Origin of the sequence: Bacillus sp. AFS029533 (assembly GCF_002585125.1) — a bacterium.
Taxonomy (GTDB): domain Bacteria; phylum Bacillota; class Bacilli; order Bacillales; family Bacillaceae_G; genus Gottfriedia; species Gottfriedia luciferensis_B.
The window spans coordinates 379750-398475 of the sequence record NZ_NUQC01000021.1 but is presented as its reverse complement, the minus strand read 5'-3'; the positions used below and the strand labels follow the sequence as shown (position 1 = coordinate 398475).

General features: G+C 32.2%; 18 protein-coding genes. 11 read left to right on the top strand and 7 right to left on the bottom strand.

What is annotated here, in order from left to right:
• Positions 1-41: 41 nt before the first annotated feature.
• Positions 42-980, bottom strand: coding sequence for a patatin-like phospholipase family protein (locus COE53_RS12965; protein WP_098948213.1), 939 nt, complete (start codon positions 978-980; stop codon positions 42-44).
• Positions 981-1293: 313 nt separating this feature from the next.
• Between COE53_RS12965 and COE53_RS12960 the strand changes: the two genes are divergently transcribed.
• The 6 genes from COE53_RS12960 (at position 1294) to COE53_RS12935 (ending at position 9822) form a co-directional block, all read left to right on the top strand.
• Positions 1294-1494, top strand: a complete 201-nt coding sequence (locus tag COE53_RS12960; protein ID WP_025568698.1) for an alpha/beta-type small acid-soluble spore protein — start codon at positions 1294-1296, stop codon at positions 1492-1494.
• Positions 1495-1802: 308 nt separating this feature from the next.
• A complete protein-coding gene (locus COE53_RS12955; protein ID WP_254664631.1) occupies positions 1803-2234 on the top strand; it encodes an AbrB/MazE/SpoVT family DNA-binding domain-containing protein in 432 nt (143 codons plus the stop codon).
• A 521-nt stretch (positions 2235-2755) separates the two neighbouring features.
• The gene (locus tag COE53_RS12950) at positions 2756-3712 is read left to right on the top strand and encodes a nucleotidyltransferase family protein (RefSeq protein ID WP_069035036.1); all 957 of its coding nucleotides are present in this window, start codon (positions 2756-2758) and stop codon (positions 3710-3712) included.
• 156 nt (positions 3713-3868) lie between these two features.
• A complete protein-coding gene (locus tag COE53_RS12945; RefSeq protein ID WP_069035035.1) occupies positions 3869-4612 on the top strand; it encodes an AlbA family DNA-binding domain-containing protein in 744 nt (247 codons plus the stop codon).
• A gap of 444 nt (positions 4613-5056) precedes the next feature.
• On the top strand, positions 5057-5587 hold the full coding sequence (locus tag COE53_RS12940) for a hypothetical protein (protein WP_069035034.1): 531 nt from the start codon (positions 5057-5059) through the stop codon (positions 5585-5587).
• Positions 5588-6060: 473 nt separating this feature from the next.
• The gene (locus COE53_RS12935) at positions 6061-9822 is read left to right on the top strand and encodes a S8 family serine peptidase (protein WP_098948211.1); all 3762 of its coding nucleotides are present in this window, start codon (positions 6061-6063) and stop codon (positions 9820-9822) included.
• Between the two features lie 145 nt (positions 9823-9967).
• Here the strand turns inward: COE53_RS12935 and COE53_RS12930 are convergent, their stop codons facing one another.
• From COE53_RS12930 to COE53_RS12920, 3 genes are all read right to left on the bottom strand, one after another.
• A complete protein-coding gene (locus COE53_RS12930; protein WP_025568705.1) occupies positions 9968-10150 on the bottom strand; it encodes a hypothetical protein in 183 nt (60 codons plus the stop codon).
• A 407-nt stretch (positions 10151-10557) separates the two neighbouring features.
• Positions 10558-11100 (bottom strand): DUF1003 domain-containing protein, encoded by a 543-nt coding sequence (locus COE53_RS12925; RefSeq protein WP_025568706.1) that lies wholly within the window; start codon positions 11098-11100, stop codon positions 10558-10560.
• 334 nt (positions 11101-11434) lie between these two features.
• Positions 11435-12547, bottom strand: a complete 1113-nt coding sequence (locus COE53_RS12920; RefSeq protein ID WP_098948210.1) for a zinc dependent phospholipase C family protein — start codon at positions 12545-12547, stop codon at positions 11435-11437.
• A 264-nt stretch (positions 12548-12811) separates the two neighbouring features.
• Between COE53_RS12920 and COE53_RS12915 the strand changes: the two genes are divergently transcribed.
• From COE53_RS12915 to COE53_RS12895, 5 genes are all read left to right on the top strand, one after another.
• Complete coding sequence (locus COE53_RS12915) at positions 12812-13618, top strand: protein phosphatase 2C domain-containing protein (RefSeq protein WP_069035027.1); 807 nt, start codon at positions 12812-12814, stop codon at positions 13616-13618.
• 157 nt (positions 13619-13775) lie between these two features.
• A complete protein-coding gene (locus tag COE53_RS12910; RefSeq protein ID WP_025568710.1) occupies positions 13776-13973 on the top strand; it encodes a helix-turn-helix domain-containing protein in 198 nt (65 codons plus the stop codon).
• Positions 13974-14117: 144 nt separating this feature from the next.
• Positions 14118-14579 carry a GNAT family N-acetyltransferase gene (locus COE53_RS12905; RefSeq protein WP_025568711.1) on the top strand — a complete coding sequence of 154 codons (462 nt, stop codon included), beginning with the start codon at positions 14118-14120 and terminating at the stop codon, positions 14577-14579.
• 425 nt (positions 14580-15004) lie between these two features.
• Positions 15005-15901, top strand: coding sequence for a LysR family transcriptional regulator (locus COE53_RS12900; RefSeq protein WP_069035026.1), 897 nt, complete (start codon positions 15005-15007; stop codon positions 15899-15901).
• A gap of 152 nt (positions 15902-16053) precedes the next feature.
• Positions 16054-16512: a GNAT family N-acetyltransferase gene (locus tag COE53_RS12895; RefSeq protein ID WP_069035025.1), complete on the top strand. Its 459-nt coding sequence runs from the start codon at positions 16054-16056 to the stop codon at positions 16510-16512.
• A gap of 98 nt (positions 16513-16610) precedes the next feature.
• Here COE53_RS12895 and COE53_RS12890 read toward each other — a convergent pair whose 3' ends face one another.
• From COE53_RS12890 to COE53_RS12880, 3 genes are all read right to left on the bottom strand, one after another.
• Positions 16611-16829 (bottom strand): helix-turn-helix domain-containing protein, encoded by a 219-nt coding sequence (locus tag COE53_RS12890; RefSeq protein ID WP_025568714.1) that lies wholly within the window; start codon positions 16827-16829, stop codon positions 16611-16613.
• Between the two features lie 10 nt (positions 16830-16839).
• Entirely contained in the window at positions 16840-17325 is a 486-nt protein-coding gene (locus COE53_RS12885) for a DUF2975 domain-containing protein (protein ID WP_069035024.1), read from the bottom strand.
• Between the two features lie 172 nt (positions 17326-17497).
• Positions 17498-18682: a COG4705 family protein gene (locus COE53_RS12880; RefSeq protein ID WP_025568716.1), complete on the bottom strand. Its 1185-nt coding sequence runs from the start codon at positions 18680-18682 to the stop codon at positions 17498-17500.
• Positions 18683-18726: the final 44 nt, after the last annotated feature.

The following is an 18726-nucleotide window of genomic DNA, read 5'->3' as shown; positions in this document are numbered from 1 at the left end:
TTTTCTATGAATATCAAGAAAAGATTGCGTTTTTTAAGTTACTACAGACTATTCACCTTTTGACAGTAAGGTTCAGGCGGATAGTTGTGTTTAAACTTTTCAAAATCCCAAGTTCCAAGAAATTTTTTTGCGGCTTGGTATCCATTTGTAAAAAGTGCTTCTTTTTCTTTTTTAGTTAAATTGAAATCTGTACTTGATATATCACCAGTTGGGATTTTTATTGTTCGTTCATTTACTTCAGTTGTAAGATGTCGAATGTCGTGTGCTTGTCTCATCGTGATAAATATTGATTTATAAAATGAGATTGGGGTATGACCATCCAGTGGTTTCGCAATAATTTCTTCATCTATTAAGCGAAAACCGAAAGTCGGCCATTCTTGATGATCATCGAAAATCCAAATTGGAAAATTACTTAGAATTCCGCCATCAACAATTAAAATTGGATAATTATAAAAAGGAGTTTTTAGTTTAATTGGTTGAAAGAAAAAGGGAATTGTACCACTCATTCTTACTGCTTGAGAAATTGTTATATCTTTTGCTGTTAAGCCGTAATCAGGTAAATCGTCAGGTAAAACGACCATCTTACCATTACTAATATCTGAAATAATGATTTTTAATTTACCTTCTTCTAAATCATCGAAATAGCGAACACCTTTTTTTGATAATAAAGCTTCTAACCATTCTTCTTCAAAGTCATTTTTATATAACCCATTTTTAAATAAGAGATTTAATCCTAGTCCTATTAAAGGAATAAAGTGCAACCATGTTTTAGTAATAAATTTCTTATAATCTAGATGATCCATAATTTCCTTTAATTCTTTTCCTGTATAGCCACATGCTAGAAGAGTAGCAACAATAGCACCAGCAGAAGTACCTGCCAAACGTGCCCATTCATATCCTTCTTCTTCTAATGCACAAATAGCACCAACATGCCCGATTCCTCGAACTCCTCCCCCTTCAAAGATACCATCTACTTTCATTTTGTTACACCTACCTTTCAGAAAAATGGAATTATACTAATATAATATATGGGAGTTCTGTTTAAGTGTGATTAGCTATTGATTCAATCATATTTAGCAATTAATTTATTTTTTGGGAAATAATCTGACAATCTTTGCAGATGAATTAAGATTTCAAATATCAAGGAAAACTCTATTTGCCATAAAATTTCGTATGAATCATTCAAATAGTTACAGAAATATTTATATGATGAATATTTTCAATTCAATATGAAATACTAACAGCAATCTGATAGTTTATATCAGAAAATTTTATTATAAGGGGCTACATATCATGGCAAACAGATCTTCAAATCAATATGTTTCACCAAATGCTGAATCTGCAATCGATCAGATGAAGTATGAAATTGCAACAGAATTTGGAGTACATTTAGGTCCAGATTCAACAGCTCGTGCAAATGGTTCTGTAGGTGGAGAGATTACAAAACGTTTAGTTCAAATGGCTGAACAAAGTCTCGGTGGATATACAAGATAAAAGATTTATTTTAAGAGATGAGTTAATTAAAGGTAATTCGTTACCGATTGATTAACTCATCTCTTTTTGAATCTTTTAAAAAATTTTACCTAATTTAACGAATACTAAATAAGATAGGGTGAAAAAGAATGTTAATTAAGAAATATCAATAAATTTTTATTAATTTGTATTAATATAAGTAAAAATGAGTCGATATAAGTAGAGAGAAAATTAAAATAATTTGGTATTATTAAACTAAACTCAATGTAACTATAGAGAGAATTATATTGAGTAGATAAAGAGATAGAAATAAATGGGGAGTTGCAAGTATGAAATCAACTGGAATTATTAGAAAACTAGACGATCTTGGAAGAATTGTTCTACCGAAAGAACTAAGAAACACAATGAATTTAGAGAACAATGCTCCTTTTGAAATTCATTTTGAAGAAGGTATGATTATTCTTACAAAATATGATGAAAATTCCGGTCTAAGTGGAATTGTCCGAAGACTAGATGACTTAGGAAGAATTGTTTTACCAAAGGAATTAAGAAAAATGTTAAATCTAAATAAATATGAACCATTTGAAGTATTTATTGAGGAACAAAAGATTATCCTTAAACAATTTGTTTCGAGTAATGCTTGTATGATAACAGGAGTTATTGATGAAAATAATTTTTCGTTTGATAGTGGAAAGATTGTAGTAAGTAAATACGGCGCAGAAATTCTTCTTAAGGAATTGCAGGAATACATAGCTAAATAAAAAATCTCTAAAAGTGCTCTTTTATCTTTTCAAAGTAGAAGAGCACTTTTTTGTTTGAAATTAGTTTTAGGGAATAAGAGAGTTTATCCTTTCTAAAGTAATATAAAGAATCTCTTTTAGTGCTTTCAACGATTTACTACAAATTTGTTAAAACCCTCTAAAATACACCAAGATAATAAGACACTACATAGAATGATAATTTCCATTTTTCACATCTCCTTTTTTTGTTCTACTTTTAAGTTCTCTTAGGCTTTAATTGTCTTGAATTTTAAGATTGTATGTTCTGTTTTGTTTGGATGTTTTTATTATACACGAACATCTATTCTAATGTAAGTGGTTTTTTTAGAAAATAGATAGATTTTTTACGAACGTATATTCAAAATAGGTCGTTTGTTCGATTATTTAATAATAAGATTAGTAAAAAAGTAGAACAGTCATACTCAATTTCTGTACTGTAAAAGTATGTTTCTTCCAGAAATATGGTAGGATATGGTTATGGAATTATTAGAAGGAGATAACGTATGGGCCTAATAGAGAATCAAAAGTATTTCTTTGAAAAATATAAAATCGATGAACAGGATTTTGAAAAGTACTGTTTAGACTGGTCAAAATATATTGAAATTTATAATGAATACATATCAGAAATTCCGAATCTTGAAACTGTAGCTACTTTTATTTCAGAAATACTCCGTAAAAATCCTGAAATTCATACTGTGAAATCAAGAATTAAATATCCTGATCATTTAATTGAAAAGATTATTCGAAAGACGATAAAAGGCAAAAAATCAGACTCATCTTATGAAATCAATGTTTCGAATTATAAATCAGAAATCACAGATCTAATTGGTATAAGAGCATTACATTTATATAAATACCAAGCTGCAGATATAGACAAAACTATTAGACAAAATTGGAATTTACATGAAAAAGCGACTATTTACCATCGCTTAGGAGATATGACAAGCGAACAGCATATTGAGGAGGAAAAGTTTCAGTTTTTAGTTCATGATGCCGGATATCGATCATGGCATTATGTGATTAAGTCGCAAATGACAAAAGTGAATTATTTAGCTGAAATTCAAGTAAGAACAATCTTTGAAGAAGGCTGGAGCGAAATAGATCATCAACTAAGGTATCCTTATGATTTAGATAATGAGATATTAAATGAACAGCTTTTAATCTTAAATAGACTTTCGGGTGGGGCTGACGAATTGGTCAATTCAATTCTTCATACTAAGATGACCATTTATCAACAAAATGAAGAAAAAGAATTTCGTGATGAAAAGATTCAGGAATTATTAAATGAAATTTCTAGTTTGTCAGAGGATGGAAAATTAACTGATGAGGATAAGAAGTCATTAGAAGAGAAAATTAAGCAACTAGAAGTTAAAAAGATTAAAGTAAATTATAGTAATCTGTTTAATAATCGCTCAGTTGAATATCACTTTAAACGAAGAATATTTCCTAGTGATTTTTAGATCATTGATATTAGAGGCCAAGGCTATGTGCTTTGGCTTTTTGAATTTTTTACCAGAAAAATTGTAGGATATTTAGGTGCCATTTCTTTTTTCCTAACATTAAATGTAATAACAGATCTAGTTTAGATTTTAAAAAATATGAAACTAGGTGGAATAATGGTTAAAAGGCCGATTTATAAGCAGGAATTTCTAAATACATTTAATTATGCAGATAAGAATTTTGATATTGCTTCTCTTAAAAATCTGATTGAACAATCTTTTGGAGAAAATAATGCATTGGATTTTAAGGAAACATTCGTTAGAGAGGACCAAATTGCAAAATTAATCATTGCAATGGCAAATTCTGGTGGAGGATCAATTATTTTTGGCGTAAATGATGATAATCACCCCGTAGGAATCCTTAAAGAAGAGCTAAAGGATCCAACCGATTTTCAAAGAAAATTAAATGGCTACTTACCTTCTATTCTAATTTATCATCTTCAACAAATTGATTACGATGAGAATGAAATGTATGGATATTTTAGTGGTAAAACCTTCTTCATCATTTATATCCCCGAGCAAAATCGGTATATCCCGTTTATTGCTAAAAGAGGCTCCGATAAATTATTTACAGATAAAATTTATATTCGAAAAAATACTTCAAACGAAACTGCCACAAACGATGACTTAGAAATTATTTTTAGAAAAAGGCTCATTGAACAATATGAGGACTTATCAAATATGAGTCTAAATGAGCATATGGAACAATTAAAGATCCTGTATCGAATCGCTGCAATTAGTGGTGATACAAATAAAACCCCAAAAAGTCAAAAAGATGATTTTAGTGAATTTATTGCCAGTATGATTGAGAAGAAGAAGCGGAAGATTGAGATTGTTTTGGAGGTTAGTAATATTGAGTGATTAGTATTGAGGTTAGAATAAAATGCAGAAATTATAGGAATGAAGATAAAACCAGGAGGATCGGTTTATCTTACATTCCATTTTTTATTTAATATTTAAAATTACTTGTAATAAGTATTTTCTATATAATCAGCATGTCTTAAGTCCTTCTCTACTTTTTCAATTTTTTTATCAGTATTCAAGTATCGTACATATTTTGATTCTTTCGTTTTTATATAAAACATCTAAACTAGGATTATCTTTTATTATAGTTGAATTAATAAAGAGTAAGATTTATGAATGTTATAATTTTGTGAAAGAATTATTTATCGTATAAAAAAGCTATAAACAATTGCTTAATCGCTTGTTTATAGCTTTTTTCATATAAATTTCATAGATTGTTACTCCACTGGAATATATTTCATTTTATAATTAGTAATAATAAGAATTAAATATGGAGGTAAAGTGTCATTGACTTTATTTTTATTGTTCGTTTTTATTGCAGTTTCCATAATTCTATTTAGTAAGGATAAAGTATCATCTAAGCTTGGTGAAAATAATAAACTTGTTTTTAAATTGAAAAATACTAGTTGGTTTCAAAATCATTTAATGTCAGGTATTTTCTTGTTTATTATGAATGCAACGTTGTTTTTTACTTCTTGTCTGTTAATTTATCTATTAACGTATCTACTAATTCCATTTCTCGACTTATTGGTAATGGTTTTGGCCGTCTTTGGAAGCTTCTTTTTATGGATGATTGTGAATAAGGCATGGCAAGGTTCAAACGCAAACCGAATTAAAATGAGTATTTTAGGGAGTAGTTTTTATATTTTATTATCAATTTTGTTTCTATTTTGGTTATTAAATCTTGAACCTTCTTATCCAGGTGAAGATCTGTTTATGAGATCATTAGGATTGATGATTGGATTAGTGGTTTCAATTGTTGCATTTCTATCTTGTTTGATAACTACCGGATTTAGTTTTAAAAGGATGTAAACTTTTAGAAAATCTATGAATAACCTAGGTTTTAAAACTTATATCAAATTATCTTAATAAAGGGAGAGGCACTTAACATAACAAAGAGTTAAGTGCTTTTATATAGTAAATAACCTAATTTTTAGCGAAAAAGGAATAGGTACATTTTTCCTCTAAAGATATTTTTATACGAATTTTTAATAGGTCTATTTAATTAGATTGAAAATTAAAAAGTAAAAAACTAATCATTTATTTTGTGAAAATAAGTGGGTTAATTTCATTTAAAAACGATTAGAAAAATTAGCGCGTTTTAATAAAATGCTGTTAAATCAGGAGCTAAATAACCCAATTGACCAATAATTGAATATTCTTTATATTTTGATAATGTAGAGTGCTTTTTAAGAAGTGGTTTGGATATGAACGATTAAAATCGATTTTAATAGATTCATATGAGAAGTCGCTTTTTTTATTTTATCAGAATAGGGGAGTGTAAGATGACAGGAAAGCCTAGGTTAAATAAGTATGTTACTGCGATGATGACGACAGCTCTTATTGCTGTTCCGACTTTTCAAGCGTTAGCTGCCGGGACAAGCAATAATGTTTCAAATTTAACAAATAGTAGTGCTGTAGAAACGAATCTTCAAGGAATTAACGCAAAAGCAAGTACAGGGAAGCATGTGATTACCCTTATTACAGGTGATGTTGTTACTGTAACAGAGTTTGCAGATGGACAAAGTGTGATTAGTGTTGAGCCAGCAGATAAAGCTGATGGTGGTTCACATATCATGACGGTTAATAAGGATACATATGTTATTCCAAAACAAGCGATGCCTTACTTAGCTTCTGGTGCATTAGATCGAGATTTATTCAATATCACTGCACTAATAGCGGATGGATATGATGATGCTTCTCAAAAGACATTACCTGTTATCGTACAGTATTCAGAGTCAAAAACTCGCTCAAGTGTGAAGCCTACATTAAAAGCTTCAAAGAAAACACATGAACTTGAAAGTATAAATGGAGCAGCGCTTTCTGCAGAGAAAAAGGATTCGAAAGAGTTCTGGCAAGATGTTAAGAAAAATATAAAATCTGCGGATTCTGTTAAATCTACAAAGTCATTAGTTACACCTGGAATTGAAAAAATTTGGTTAGATGGTCGTGTTAAGGCAACGCTTGAGCAAAGTGTTCCTCAAATTGGGGCACCTACTGCTTGGAATGCTGGTTACAACGGAAGTGGCGTAAAAGTAGCAGTTCTTGACACGGGTATTGATGCACAGCATCCAGATGTAGCTGGTCAAATAAAAGAAACAAAAAGCTTTGTTCCTGACCAAGATGTACGTGATTTTCATGCACATGGTACTCATGTTGCCTCTACTGTACTAGGGACTGGAGCAGCATCAGGTGGAAAATATAAAGGGGTAGCACCAGGAGCAAGTCTACTAGTAGGAAAAGTGTTAAGCAATGAAGGCTTTGGTCTTGATTCATGGATTATTGATGGTATGGAATGGGCTGCACATAATGCCAAAATTGTAAGCATGAGTTTAGGAAGCGATGAGTCAAGTGATGGTACGGATCCAATGTCACAAGCGGTTAATAATTTAAGTGCTGAGACAGGCTCTCTGTTCGTTATTGCGGCTGGTAATACAGGCCGTGAAGGAATCGGTTCTCCTGGAGCTGCAGATGCGGCACTAACAGTTGGTGCAGTTGATAAATCAGATAATCTTGCTTACTTCTCATCACAAGGTCCACGTTTTGGAAGTGAAGGATTAAAGCCGGATCTAACAGCACCAGGTGTAAATATTACTGCTGCACGATCTCAATATTCAACTCAAGGAAGTGGATCTTATCTTTCAATGAGTGGTACGTCGATGGCTACGCCACACGTGGCAGGAGCGGCAGCGATTCTTTCACAACGTCACCCTGATTGGTCAGGCGCACAACTGAAAGATGCATTAATGAGTACAACTAAAAAATTAGATGATATTAAGCCGTTAGAAGGTGGAACTGGACGTCTTGATGTTGCAGCAGCGACTCTTGGTGATTTGCGTGCGACAGGTTCACTTGATTTTGGTTTCTATGCTTGGCCACATGATAATGATGGATTGAAAGAGAAAACAATTACTTACACTAACGATAGTGATAAGGCTGTGACGTTAGATCTATCAGCGAAAATTACTGATAATAGCGATGCTGATGCACCTGCTGGTTTATTTAAACTTTCAACGAACAAGGTAACTGTACCGGCAAAAGGTAGTGCAAAAGTAAATGTAACACTTGATCCGAATGCAGCTGCTAATGGTCAACGTTATCAAGGTCAGATTTCTGCAAATGTTGATGGTAAAACTGTTGTGCATACTGCTTTGGCTATGATTAAAGAAGAGGAAAGATATCCACTAACTTTAAAAGCAATTGGACGTGACGGTAATCCTACATTAGCGTATATCAATCTACTTGGTCCAAATGGTATTCCAGAGTTTATTGCAATTAACGGTACAACAGAATTACGTCTAAAACCAGGAACATATTCTGCAATGTCAATGATGGATGTTGATACTGATACTGACCACGCTGGCGTTGCACTTGTAGGAAATCCTGAAATTAATTTAGATGGTCCTCAAACTGTTACATTGGATGCACGTAAAGCGAATGAAATTACAGCAAACGTACCAAATAAAACAGAAGCAAGCTTTAGAAAAATGGAATATTACCGTGAAATTGATGGCAACAATGTTGGTGACATCTATGTAATGCCGGCTATAGTTGATAAGATGTATGCTGAGCCAACTAAGAAAGTTAAAAATGGAAAATTTACATTCAACACTCGATGGAGATTGATTGAACCATACATGACAATTAATTTCAAAGGCAATGAATTAGATGATATCCCACAAGCAGGAAGTACGCCGCTAGATGGAAAATACAATTTTGATGCTGTTTATGTAGGTAAAGGGGCTCCAGCCGATTATAAAGGATTAAACGTTAAGGGTAAAGCTGTAATCGTTGATCGAAGTGATGAAGTAACTGGTATGGAACGTTCTGCAGCAGCATATGCAGCAGGTGCAAAACTAGTTATCACTGTAAATGATGGACCAGAAGAAATTAGTGAATATGTTGGAGTTGAAAATGATGATTACTCACTTTCAGATTCTCCAATCGCGGTTGTAGCAATTAGCCAAACAGAAGGAAAAAAATTGATTGAGACTGCGAAGTCCAAAAAAGTAACACTGGACGTAAAAGGTACTCCTAATTCGAAATACGTTTATGATCTTGTTGATAACCATGACAATGCAATTCCAAATGATGTAACATATTCACCTAAAGCGAACGAACTTGTAAAAATTAATGCTGAATACAAATCTGATCAACCTACAGCAGGTGGTGAATTCCGTTGGGATATTCCATCTTACCGACCAAATGGAGTAGGTTATCAAATGAAATTAAATCTACCATCAGTTCGAACTGAATGGGTTTCTGCTCAAAAAGGCACTTCTTGGTATCATCAAGCTAGTGTGCTAGATGCTGCTTGGGAAGTACGCCAGCCAAAAGCAACATACAAACCAGGACAAACATTAGATGAAGAGTGGTTCTCACCGGTTGCTCGTCCTCGTTTAGGTGATGGCTTCTGGAAACCTTATCGTACAGGAAACAACTTAGTCATCAACATCCCTGCATGGGCTGATTCTGGAGTAGGAAGCACAGGATCAGAAACTAATTATCCAGGTTCACAAACATTAAAACTATACCAAGGATCAAAACTAGTAAAAGAAGCAAAAGGACAAGCAATCTACTCATTTAATGAATACCCAACTGCAAATACTCAGTATAAAGTAGTTAGTGATGCTTGGCGCGATCCAGCTCGCTTTGATAATTCTGTAAAAACACATACAGAGTGGACATTCTGGTCTAAAGAGCAAGAAGAATATCAAACAGAACTTCCATTAATCTCGCTTGATTACAATGTAGAAACTGACATGAATGGTGATGCAAAATCAGGCCGTTGGGTCGATTTAGAAATGAAAGCTATTCAAGTAGCTGGAGCACCAGGAAACGGTAAAATGAAAGGTGCAACATTAGAAGTTTCATATGATGAAGGCAAGACTTGGGAACTAGTTGATTTAAATCGTGAAAAAGATGGCTGGAAAGCTAGAATTGAAAACCGTAAGAAGGCAACTTCTGTATCATTAAGAGCAAGTGCTTGGGATGATGCGGGTAATAGTATTAATCAAGATATTATTAAGGCTTTTGGATTGAAGTAAATAAAGAGTGAGTGAGGCACCTTCCTTGTGGAAGGTGCTTCTACCTTATGAGCAATAAATAGATTATTTTTAGTCCTTGTTGAAAACGGCTTAACTATTTCTCACAATTAAAAAAGGCACCTTCCACTTAGAAGGTACCTCTTAATCATTTATTTTGATCAGCTTTTTCAGCGTCTAATAATTCTTGCATGAACTTAAGATTATATGTATGGCTTTCTTTCAGTCTGCTATGTCTTGTTAGTTTGATTAAGTTTTGGTAGTGAGCGATTTCTTCCTCTAGTGATGAAATGACATTTGTACGATATTCTTTTAATTCTTGTTCGTTCATTTTTCATTCCTCCTATAATAGGGATTTAATAATTTAAGTATATCACTAATATGGAAAAATAAATCAAATTTCATTGTGAAAGATTGCCAGATTACACAAAATTTACAAAATAAGGTTGAGCATCAACAGTAGGCAAGAATAAGCGAGCATCTAATTAGAAAAAATAATTAATTATGACCTGAAAAATCATGTATTCACCACTTCTGTTTAAGAAAGAACAAGCAGTCAATTGAGGCTAATTGTTCTTTTAATTTTTAGCTAAATGAGGAAGCTTATATTGAACTGTCACTCATATGTAGACCAATTTTTCCTCAAAAAATCCCCTTCATAAAATAGGACAATCCTTTTGACTGTCTATAATAAAGGGGATAAGAAGACTATATAGTGATCAATTTATATCAATATCTTTAATTTTTTTGTTTAAGTAAATCTCTAATCTCTGCTAATTGATTTTCAATATTGGTTAGACGACTTTGCATGTCACCAATCTCTTGTTCAGCTTTATAATTTATTGCAAAATCGATAACGGATTCATGCTTATCGCGTGCTGCTTGACGGTTTTGACTCATCATAATGACTGGTGCTTGAAATGCCGCAATAAAAGATAGACATAAGTTCAACAAGATAAAAGGTGCAGAGTCAAAATGAAAAGCTTTTGTGAATGATAGGCTATTCCAAATCATCCATACTGCAAGTGTACAACTAAACCAAATAATAAATTTCCAACTACCACCAAATTGCGCAATTTTATCTGCGATTCTCTCAGACAATTTTGTTCGTTGGGTGTAATCACTATTTAAATGTTGCAGAATTTCTGACTCATAACGATCCACTAATCGGTCAATTCGTGATAAGTTTTCATGGTTTAGATCAATATCAAACCCTTGAATTTTTTTTGGTTTTTCAACTTGTTTTTTAACATAAATTTGCTTCCAAATGTTGTGTACCATGTTTCCAACCTCCTCTTTTCTAGAGGAAGTCTTCAAAAGCTTATAAAAGTTGGACTACATTTTTATGATGTAATCCTCCTCGGATATTCAATTGTATGACTTCCTCTGATGTCGTCGGTAAATTATCCGACTCACCTATACTGGGACTACCCATAAAAATGTTCCACCTCACTTTTTTCGTATAAATAATACCTTTACTATTATATGACGACTTATCCGATAGGACTATACTATTTTTAAATAATTTTTTATATTCCTTTAAATAGTCTTATGTATAATGTGTGCTAGTTGCATTTGAACATCTATAACTTCCAGCTTTTCCGTTGCCTTTAGATTACTTAGAAATTGCAGAGATCTTCACGATTTTTAAGCTTGATACTTGATGATTAAAGTTGCCTAAATCATTCACATCATTTGTCAGAACAATCGACGCTCCTTTATAATTTGCATCGGAAAATAAAGTGACTTGATAGCCTGGTGCAATATGGATAGAAGAAATGGTATCATTACCAATCCCTTTTACAAGCTGATCGTAATCATAATTACCGGATCCAAGTATTTCTGACGCACCGCCAAAAGCATTTTCCTTATATACCGTCACAGGCATTTCTACACCGTTTACGCGAAAAAACATATCTATGAATCCAGCAGTCTCTCGTTCAGCTTGATTTAACTGAACAAGAGTCGGATTTTTTACCTCGTTTTTCCACATAGCAGAATAATAATTACTGTAAGCTGCTTGCCAGAAGTAATTAATGATCGTATCATTCCAAATTTGAGGTAAAACGGATTTTGCTTGTACCGCAGCTTGATGAATCCATGCTTCAGGATCAGTCGAAGCATTCCAATTATATAAACCTGAATTTGGCACCGTCATTTGACTTTGAATACTTTCCGCATAATTTTCAAACTTCGAATGATAGCCGGGTGCGTTATGATCTAGATTGGAAATATTTGAAGCATGTAGAGGCTGGGTTACATCTGTAAAATAGTGTAAAGACACTCCCAAGTAGTAGAATGCATTGTAAAAATCGCCTTTTTTATAGTAATCCGATGCTAGATTAAAATACTTCGCTCCTGATTGACGAGCTGTTGGATAAGAAACTCCCGTATAATTTGTTTGTGTGTCTGGATCATAAAAGTGAGACATAAATGTGCCCGTATCATAAAAAGGATTAATGTGATCCGCATCGTATAAGCCTTGTTCCCAACGATCTCGAAACTGATTAAGCAGTGTAGTAGGCTTGTTGATTGCAGGATTTGTATTATCAGCTATAAGTTTGACACCTCCATTTACGATGAAATGATGTGTACTATGATCTTGATTGTGAACATCCTCGTCAGACCATGCGAATGCTGTTTGATAATTGCCAAATAATGATGTAATTGCGAGAGCACTTCCAGCAACTAATGATAATAGCTTTTTGGATTGAATACGTTTTTTCATGATACACCTTCTTTTTTTGTATTTGGTTGTCTTACAAGCAACAATGTTTAAGTATAATCAGTTTTTGTTAACGAGATATTTCATTTGTATGAAAATTTGTTAAATTTTGGAAACTATTGCCAAACATGGAAATAGCGGGTTCTACACAGTTTTGATAATAAAGCCAAATTTTTAAGAATTAAAATAGAAAAAGTACATAATCCTTTTTGTGTTCCATATTAATTTAAAGACCTGCAAATTCATTTGTTTGGTGGTGATTAAAATATGGAGATTAGTACTACTGCTAGAATATCTCTTTCAAAAAATGTGTCCGAGGATGCAATGGTAGTAAACAACGAAATAAATGTATATGGGGTATTTGATGGAGCAACACCAATTACTCCATTTAAAAATGCTGATGGCATGAATGGTGCATATATTGCCTCAAATTTATTTAAGAAGTATTTTAAAAATCATTTTAGGGCTGAAATGACTTTATCTGAAGGAATTATTCTAGCAAATCGAAGACTGATGGAAGAAATGAAAATAAATAAAATAGATATAAACCGTCCAGAGGAACGGTGGTGTACATGCGTTGCCATTATAAAAATTGATAAGCAAAAGGTATCTTTTGCTCAACTTGGGGATTGTATGATTTTAGCAGAATACCATAGTGGGGAAATTAAAACTCTGACTAAAGATACTGTGAAGGACATTAGTATTAGGGCAAAAAAAAGGCGTGAAAAGGATAGAAAAAAAGGGCTGATTTTACCAGATGAATCATACTACCAGTCTATTAAAAATCAACTTATTTATAATCGAAGCATGGCTAATACAGTTGATGGTTATTCAGTTGCAAATGGAACCGAAGCTGTCGGAAACTATATTCAATTGGGATCTATTGATACTAAAAATTTAAAGTCAGTTTTACTAATCAGTGATGGTTTATTTCATCCGAAGTTTGAATTACTGCATGTATATAAGCTAATCAAGGAAATCGGTTTGGAAGATTATTCAAAAGGATTAGAAATGGAAGAGTTGAAAAGTAAGACTCATTCTGATGATAAGACTGGGATATTTGTTCGGTTTTAATTTTAGATGCCAAATTTAGGTATCTTTTTTTATGGATCAATATTATAACAAATATAAAAGTAATACTTTATAATCTAGAAATTGCAATTGAAAGTGCAGTCGTCTTATGTAACGGTGAAACTCCTGTAATTGAGGACTTTCCAAGAGAAATAGTGAAATGAAGAATGAAAATTTAATTGAATCAGTGAATAACGATCTGCCTTTACCAGAAATTTTAGATCAGATTGAGAGAAAGTACATATTAAAAGCTCTTGATGATTCACTTGGTCAGCATGCAAAAGCATCTAGAAAGCTTGGGATATCTAGACAAAGCCTTTTATATAAGATGAATAAGTATTTTTCTGAGAAAGTTTAGTGGGAGCTGGTTAGAAGGATTTAAATATTTGACGACCTATTGAATCATTTTTCTTTGATGCACATACAATTCTAGATATCATTCAAATTAATGCTTGGAGATTTTTACTTACTTATAGAAAATCAGAAAAAAGGAAGTGACTAATTGTTCAATATTATCAAAGTAACTCATGAACAAATTGAGCAAGTAATAAGTTTACGATTGAAGCTTTTAAATGAACTGGGAGAACTGAAGTCTCATGAAGAGGACAAACTGATCGAAACTTCAACAAGGGAATATTTGAATACTGCACTTTCAAAAAATGAATTTATATCCTTTATGGTAGTAAATAACGGAGTACCAGTTAGTATTAGTGGGATGGTCTTATTTAAAAGACCACCTTATTTAGAGAATTTACAAGGGATTGAAGCTTATATTCTAAATATGTACACAGTCTCTGAGTTTCGTGGTAAAGGATTAGCTAGAAAATTGCTTGAAAAATGTATCTATGAATGTAAAAAAAATGGAGTTAAGCGAGTTTGGCTGCATGCTTCAGAGGATGGACGGCCACTATATAAAAAAATGGGCTTTACTAAAAAAGATAGTGAAATGGAATTGTTTTTATAAAGAGTTTTTTTTCAACATAATGGCAGTTTAGTTATTTAAGGAATTTTATATCAAAGTAGATATTGAAGAGAATTTGTATAAATAATGTAAAATTTTTCCATATTAAAGGCGTATAACTAAAACAATTAAAATTAATTTTTATATAATAATTGAGTAAGATTACTTTCTTGTTTTTGTTTTTTACCAATATCACCTATTATTCAATTATTTTAGAGAAACTCTTTCACCAACGAGTTTCTCTCTTTTTAATTTTTGTTGAACGTACGCATGCAAAAGTTGAACAAAAAGAGTAGAAGACGAATTCTCCCACTTTAGGCGTATACAGATGATTCGTTTTTGAATTGTCCCACTTTTTCGTGCTAGAATGTATACAACTTCAATTGAAAGAAAATATAAGTGTGTATACTCTTATTCGAGGAGAATTTATGAATTTCGAGCAAATGGAATACATCGTGAAAGTTGCAAGCGAGAAATCAATCATTAAAGCTGCAGAAAAATTGCATATTACAAGTTCAGGACTAAGTCAATCGATCTCCCAATTAGAGCATGAAATGGGAATAAGTATTTTTAACCGTTCAAGAAAAGGGACATTTCCAACAGAAGAAGGAAAGATTTTAATAAATAGAGCTAGTGAAGTGTTAGAAATTATCAATAAGTTAAATGAAGAGTTGTATGATTATAAAAATAATAAAAAGATTCATTTGAAAATAGTAGCAGCTCCTACTTTTGCAGCTGTACTTCTTCGAGCATTGAACAGAATTAAAGAAGATCATCCAAATGTAACGATTGAAATCGAGGAAAAAGATCCACCATTAATAATGGAAACAATTAAACACACTGAATATGATTTTTGTTTTTTTCCTCAAGATTTAGAGATACTAAAGAGTGAAAAAAATATTAACTATGAAATCATTCGGACTGATCGTGTTCACGTTATTGTAGGAAAAAACTCTCCACTCTACCATCTTGACTACGTAACAAAAGCTGATGTATTAGAAATGGATACAGCGTGCTATTCAATCTATTCTGATTATTATTATTCTAAATTAATTAAAGAAAATAAAAATAAAATAAGAGTAACGACAAACAGTATGAATATACTTACAGAGGCTGTTAGAGAATATAATGTATTTGTATATTCTCATGAGTCAGGCGCTAAATTTCATCCGTACATTCTAAATGGAAACTTAAAATCTATTCCTTACAAAGAAAATAATGAATACGTTGTAAAGGATTTATGGGTAATCTATCCAAAAAACAAAAAGCTTTCTAATATTAGTAAAAAATTTATTGAAATTGTTAAAGAAATAGCCACTCAGTGATGAGAGGTTATTTTTTTGTTTACTATGTACATTTATTTTGAATGAAGAGAATAGATGAATTAGGATAAACGTCTCAATTAAATATTGGAAAAATTTGTTAAAATTATGAATTAGAGTAAATTGGCTCAAATAATTGTAACAAAGGAGAAACTATGCAGAACAGAAACGTAGAACTTGTGGAACTAAATGCAGAAAATTGGTATGAATGCTGTCTACTAGAGGTATCTGAGGAACAAAAGAGTCACATCGAACCGAATGCAATCTCTATTGCTCAATCGAAATTTGAACCTTCACTAAAGCCGTTTGCTATTGATTTTGAAGGTAAAACGGTAGGATTTTTAATGTTTAATACGATTGAAGAAGAGCTGGATGGCTATTGGATATATAGAATAATGGTAGATAAGAATTTTCAACAAAAAGGACTTGGCAAAATTGCTACACAGTTAATGATCGATGAGATGATTAAACAAACAAGTGCCAAAAGAATTGTTGTAGGATATCACCCTGAAAACCTAGGAGCACATAATTTATATTCAAGTCTAGGATTCATTGATCAAGGCGATCGATTTGGGAAAGAAATGGCAGTAGTATTAGATATAAAGCATCCGTAAATGTTCATTATTGAAAAACGTATAGAAGGGATAGCAATTAAGCTATCCCTTAAATTCTCTATTGATTCCAGTTAGTTAAATAATTTTCTTGTATGTTTTTATTGAGTGTCTTCGTCGATTTTGTACTCCAAAATATCACCTGGCTGACAATCCAATGTCTTACAGATTGCTTCTAATGTTGAAAAACGAACCGCTTTTGCTTTTCCATTTTTCAAAATGGAGAGATTCGCCATCGTAATCCCAACTTTTTCTGAAAGCTCCGTTACGCTCATTTTTCGTTTTGCTAACATCACATCGATATTAATAATTATTGCCATACCATCCACCTCAGACCGTTAAATCATTTTCTGATTTTATGTTAATTGCTTCTTGTAGAAGCTGTTGGAGGATAGCAGCAAAAACGGCGATAACCAACGAAGCAAAAATGATGATCAGTCCTAAAAATCCAATAGGAGGGTCAACTTTCTTCGCTATAAAATGAAAGAGTGGCATACCTAATACATAGATAACACTAATTGCAACCGCACAGTACTTTATGTTTTTTAACGCCTTTACAGATAATTCCGAGAACGCTGTGTTGTCGTCAATGTACCGTAAAAGATTGAAAGCCTGAAAAAGAGCAATATAAAAAGGCACAGCAGCTCCATACAAAACGATGAAAACGAGATATTTCATTGCTGCAATATTTGGATACATTTTTGCTGCGAAATTCGCAAAATGGGGTACCAAAAATATACATAAAGCAAGCACTGCAATTCCAGCGAGAAAAATAATTGCCTTTAAGAAAGTAGTTGAACTTCTTTTACCATTCATATTTAGTACCTCACTTATATAATGACAATATGAATTTAACATATTATTTATCGTTTTACAATAAATTTCTGTTGTTTTTTATTATATTATTATTGTTATTGAATATGCAATCGTTTTGACAAAAAGAAAAAACATTTCTCATACAAGAAATGCTTTTTCCTTAATCATTATTTTATTTATTTGTAGCGTTTATTACATCAAGAGAATGATTAATTGCCGTTTTACATTTATTTACATCTGGGGTTGATGTACGAGCCGCTGCTAATACAACGTCAATCGTACCATCAATTTTAGTCCACGAAGTACTATCTATTTTTCTAAGTTTAGCCTCTGAAGTATCCCATTGATGTTCCAAATTGTCAGCATCTTTTTTAGCTAAATTAAAATTCTTTGAGTTCACATCCGACAACATTTTATTTTCTATTGTTGCAAAATCTGTTAATTGACCAGATAATGTTGTTTCAGTAGAACCAGTATTGGATGATAATTTAATATAACCGCCAATACCAACAGCTAAGAAAATACACAGTGCTAAAATAGTTTGTGTCATTATATTATTTTTAGTTTTATTTTCATCTATTTTTTCAATATATAATGAAATATCAATTTTTGAAACAGCAAGGAAAACAATGATTCCTAAAATTGCGACCAGAAAAATGATACTTGTACTTGTTGTTCCTAAACCTAAACCACCATTCACTTTTGGTTGTGATAAATAATCTCCTAGTGATGCTCCAAGTGGACGTGTAAGAATGTATGCAATCCAGAACCCTAACATTCCATCAAGTTTTAAAAACTTCCAGGCTAAGAATACACAAAGTATGATCACAATAACTGTTACACCAGTTTTAAAATACCCTAGTCCAAGTTGTTCAGAATATAAATCCCCAACAGCAGTACCTAGTGCAAAAGTAAAAAGAATCGCTAACCAATAAAATATTTCTCTTTTTCTTGTGAAAATTGAATGGATAGAAAGTGTTTTTTCACTAAGAAACCAAAATAGAAACGTTAATGCAAGTAGCGCGGAGAATACAATCGTACTTGTTTCAAGAGGTACGCCAATCGCGTCAGTCAAATTATCAGTTACCAATGTACCGAATACACTTATTAGTACAACAGTGATCCAATAAATACTTGGAACATATTTCTTTGCCTTGAATTGAAAAAATAAAGAGATAAAAAATGCAACACCCATAAGGACTGTTGTAAGTCCTAAACCTAAACCAACGTTAAAATTCAAGAAATCAGCAAATGTTTCACCAACAGTTGTACATAGAACTTTAATAATCCAGAAAAATATTGTAACTTCTGGTACCTTGTTAAGCATAGTATTTATTGTCTTTTGTTTTGTCTCCATAATTGAATTCCTTTCTATTGAATTAAAGTACATTTGTATAATCA

What these genes read in the sequence shown, in the direction of transcription:
- COE53_RS12965 (WP_098948213.1), bottom strand. Translation starts at nt 980, where the DNA reads ATGAAAGTAGATGGTATCTTTGAAGGGGGAGGAGTTCGAGGAATCGGG.
- COE53_RS12960 (WP_025568698.1), top strand. Translation starts at nt 1,294, where the DNA reads ATGGCAAACAGATCTTCAAATCAATATGTTTCACCAAATGCTGAATCT.
- COE53_RS12955 (WP_254664631.1), top strand. Translation starts at nt 1,803, where the DNA reads ATGAAATCAACTGGAATTATTAGAAAACTAGACGATCTTGGAAGAATT.
- COE53_RS12950 (WP_069035036.1), top strand. Translation starts at nt 2,756, where the DNA reads ATGGGCCTAATAGAGAATCAAAAGTATTTCTTTGAAAAATATAAAATC.
- COE53_RS12945 (WP_069035035.1), top strand. Translation starts at nt 3,869, where the DNA reads ATGGTTAAAAGGCCGATTTATAAGCAGGAATTTCTAAATACATTTAAT.
- COE53_RS12935 (WP_098948211.1), top strand. Translation starts at nt 6,061, where the DNA reads ATGACAGGAAAGCCTAGGTTAAATAAGTATGTTACTGCGATGATGACG.
- COE53_RS12930 (WP_025568705.1), bottom strand. Translation starts at nt 10,150, where the DNA reads ATGAACGAACAAGAATTAAAAGAATATCGTACAAATGTCATTTCATCA.
- COE53_RS12925 (WP_025568706.1), bottom strand. Translation starts at nt 11,100, where the DNA reads ATGGTACACAACATTTGGAAGCAAATTTATGTTAAAAAACAAGTTGAA.
- COE53_RS12920 (WP_098948210.1), bottom strand. Translation starts at nt 12,547, where the DNA reads ATGAAAAAACGTATTCAATCCAAAAAGCTATTATCATTAGTTGCTGGA.
- COE53_RS12915 (WP_069035027.1), top strand. Translation starts at nt 12,812, where the DNA reads ATGGAGATTAGTACTACTGCTAGAATATCTCTTTCAAAAAATGTGTCC.
- COE53_RS12910 (WP_025568710.1), top strand. Translation starts at nt 13,776, where the DNA reads ATGAAGAATGAAAATTTAATTGAATCAGTGAATAACGATCTGCCTTTA.
- COE53_RS12900 (WP_069035026.1), top strand. Translation starts at nt 15,005, where the DNA reads ATGAATTTCGAGCAAATGGAATACATCGTGAAAGTTGCAAGCGAGAAA.
- COE53_RS12895 (WP_069035025.1), top strand. Translation starts at nt 16,054, where the DNA reads ATGCAGAACAGAAACGTAGAACTTGTGGAACTAAATGCAGAAAATTGG.
- COE53_RS12890 (WP_025568714.1), bottom strand. Translation starts at nt 16,829, where the DNA reads ATGGCAATAATTATTAATATCGATGTGATGTTAGCAAAACGAAAAATG.
- COE53_RS12885 (WP_069035024.1), bottom strand. Translation starts at nt 17,325, where the DNA reads ATGAATGGTAAAAGAAGTTCAACTACTTTCTTAAAGGCAATTATTTTT.
- COE53_RS12880 (WP_025568716.1), bottom strand. Translation starts at nt 18,682, where the DNA reads ATGGAGACAAAACAAAAGACAATAAATACTATGCTTAACAAGGTACCA.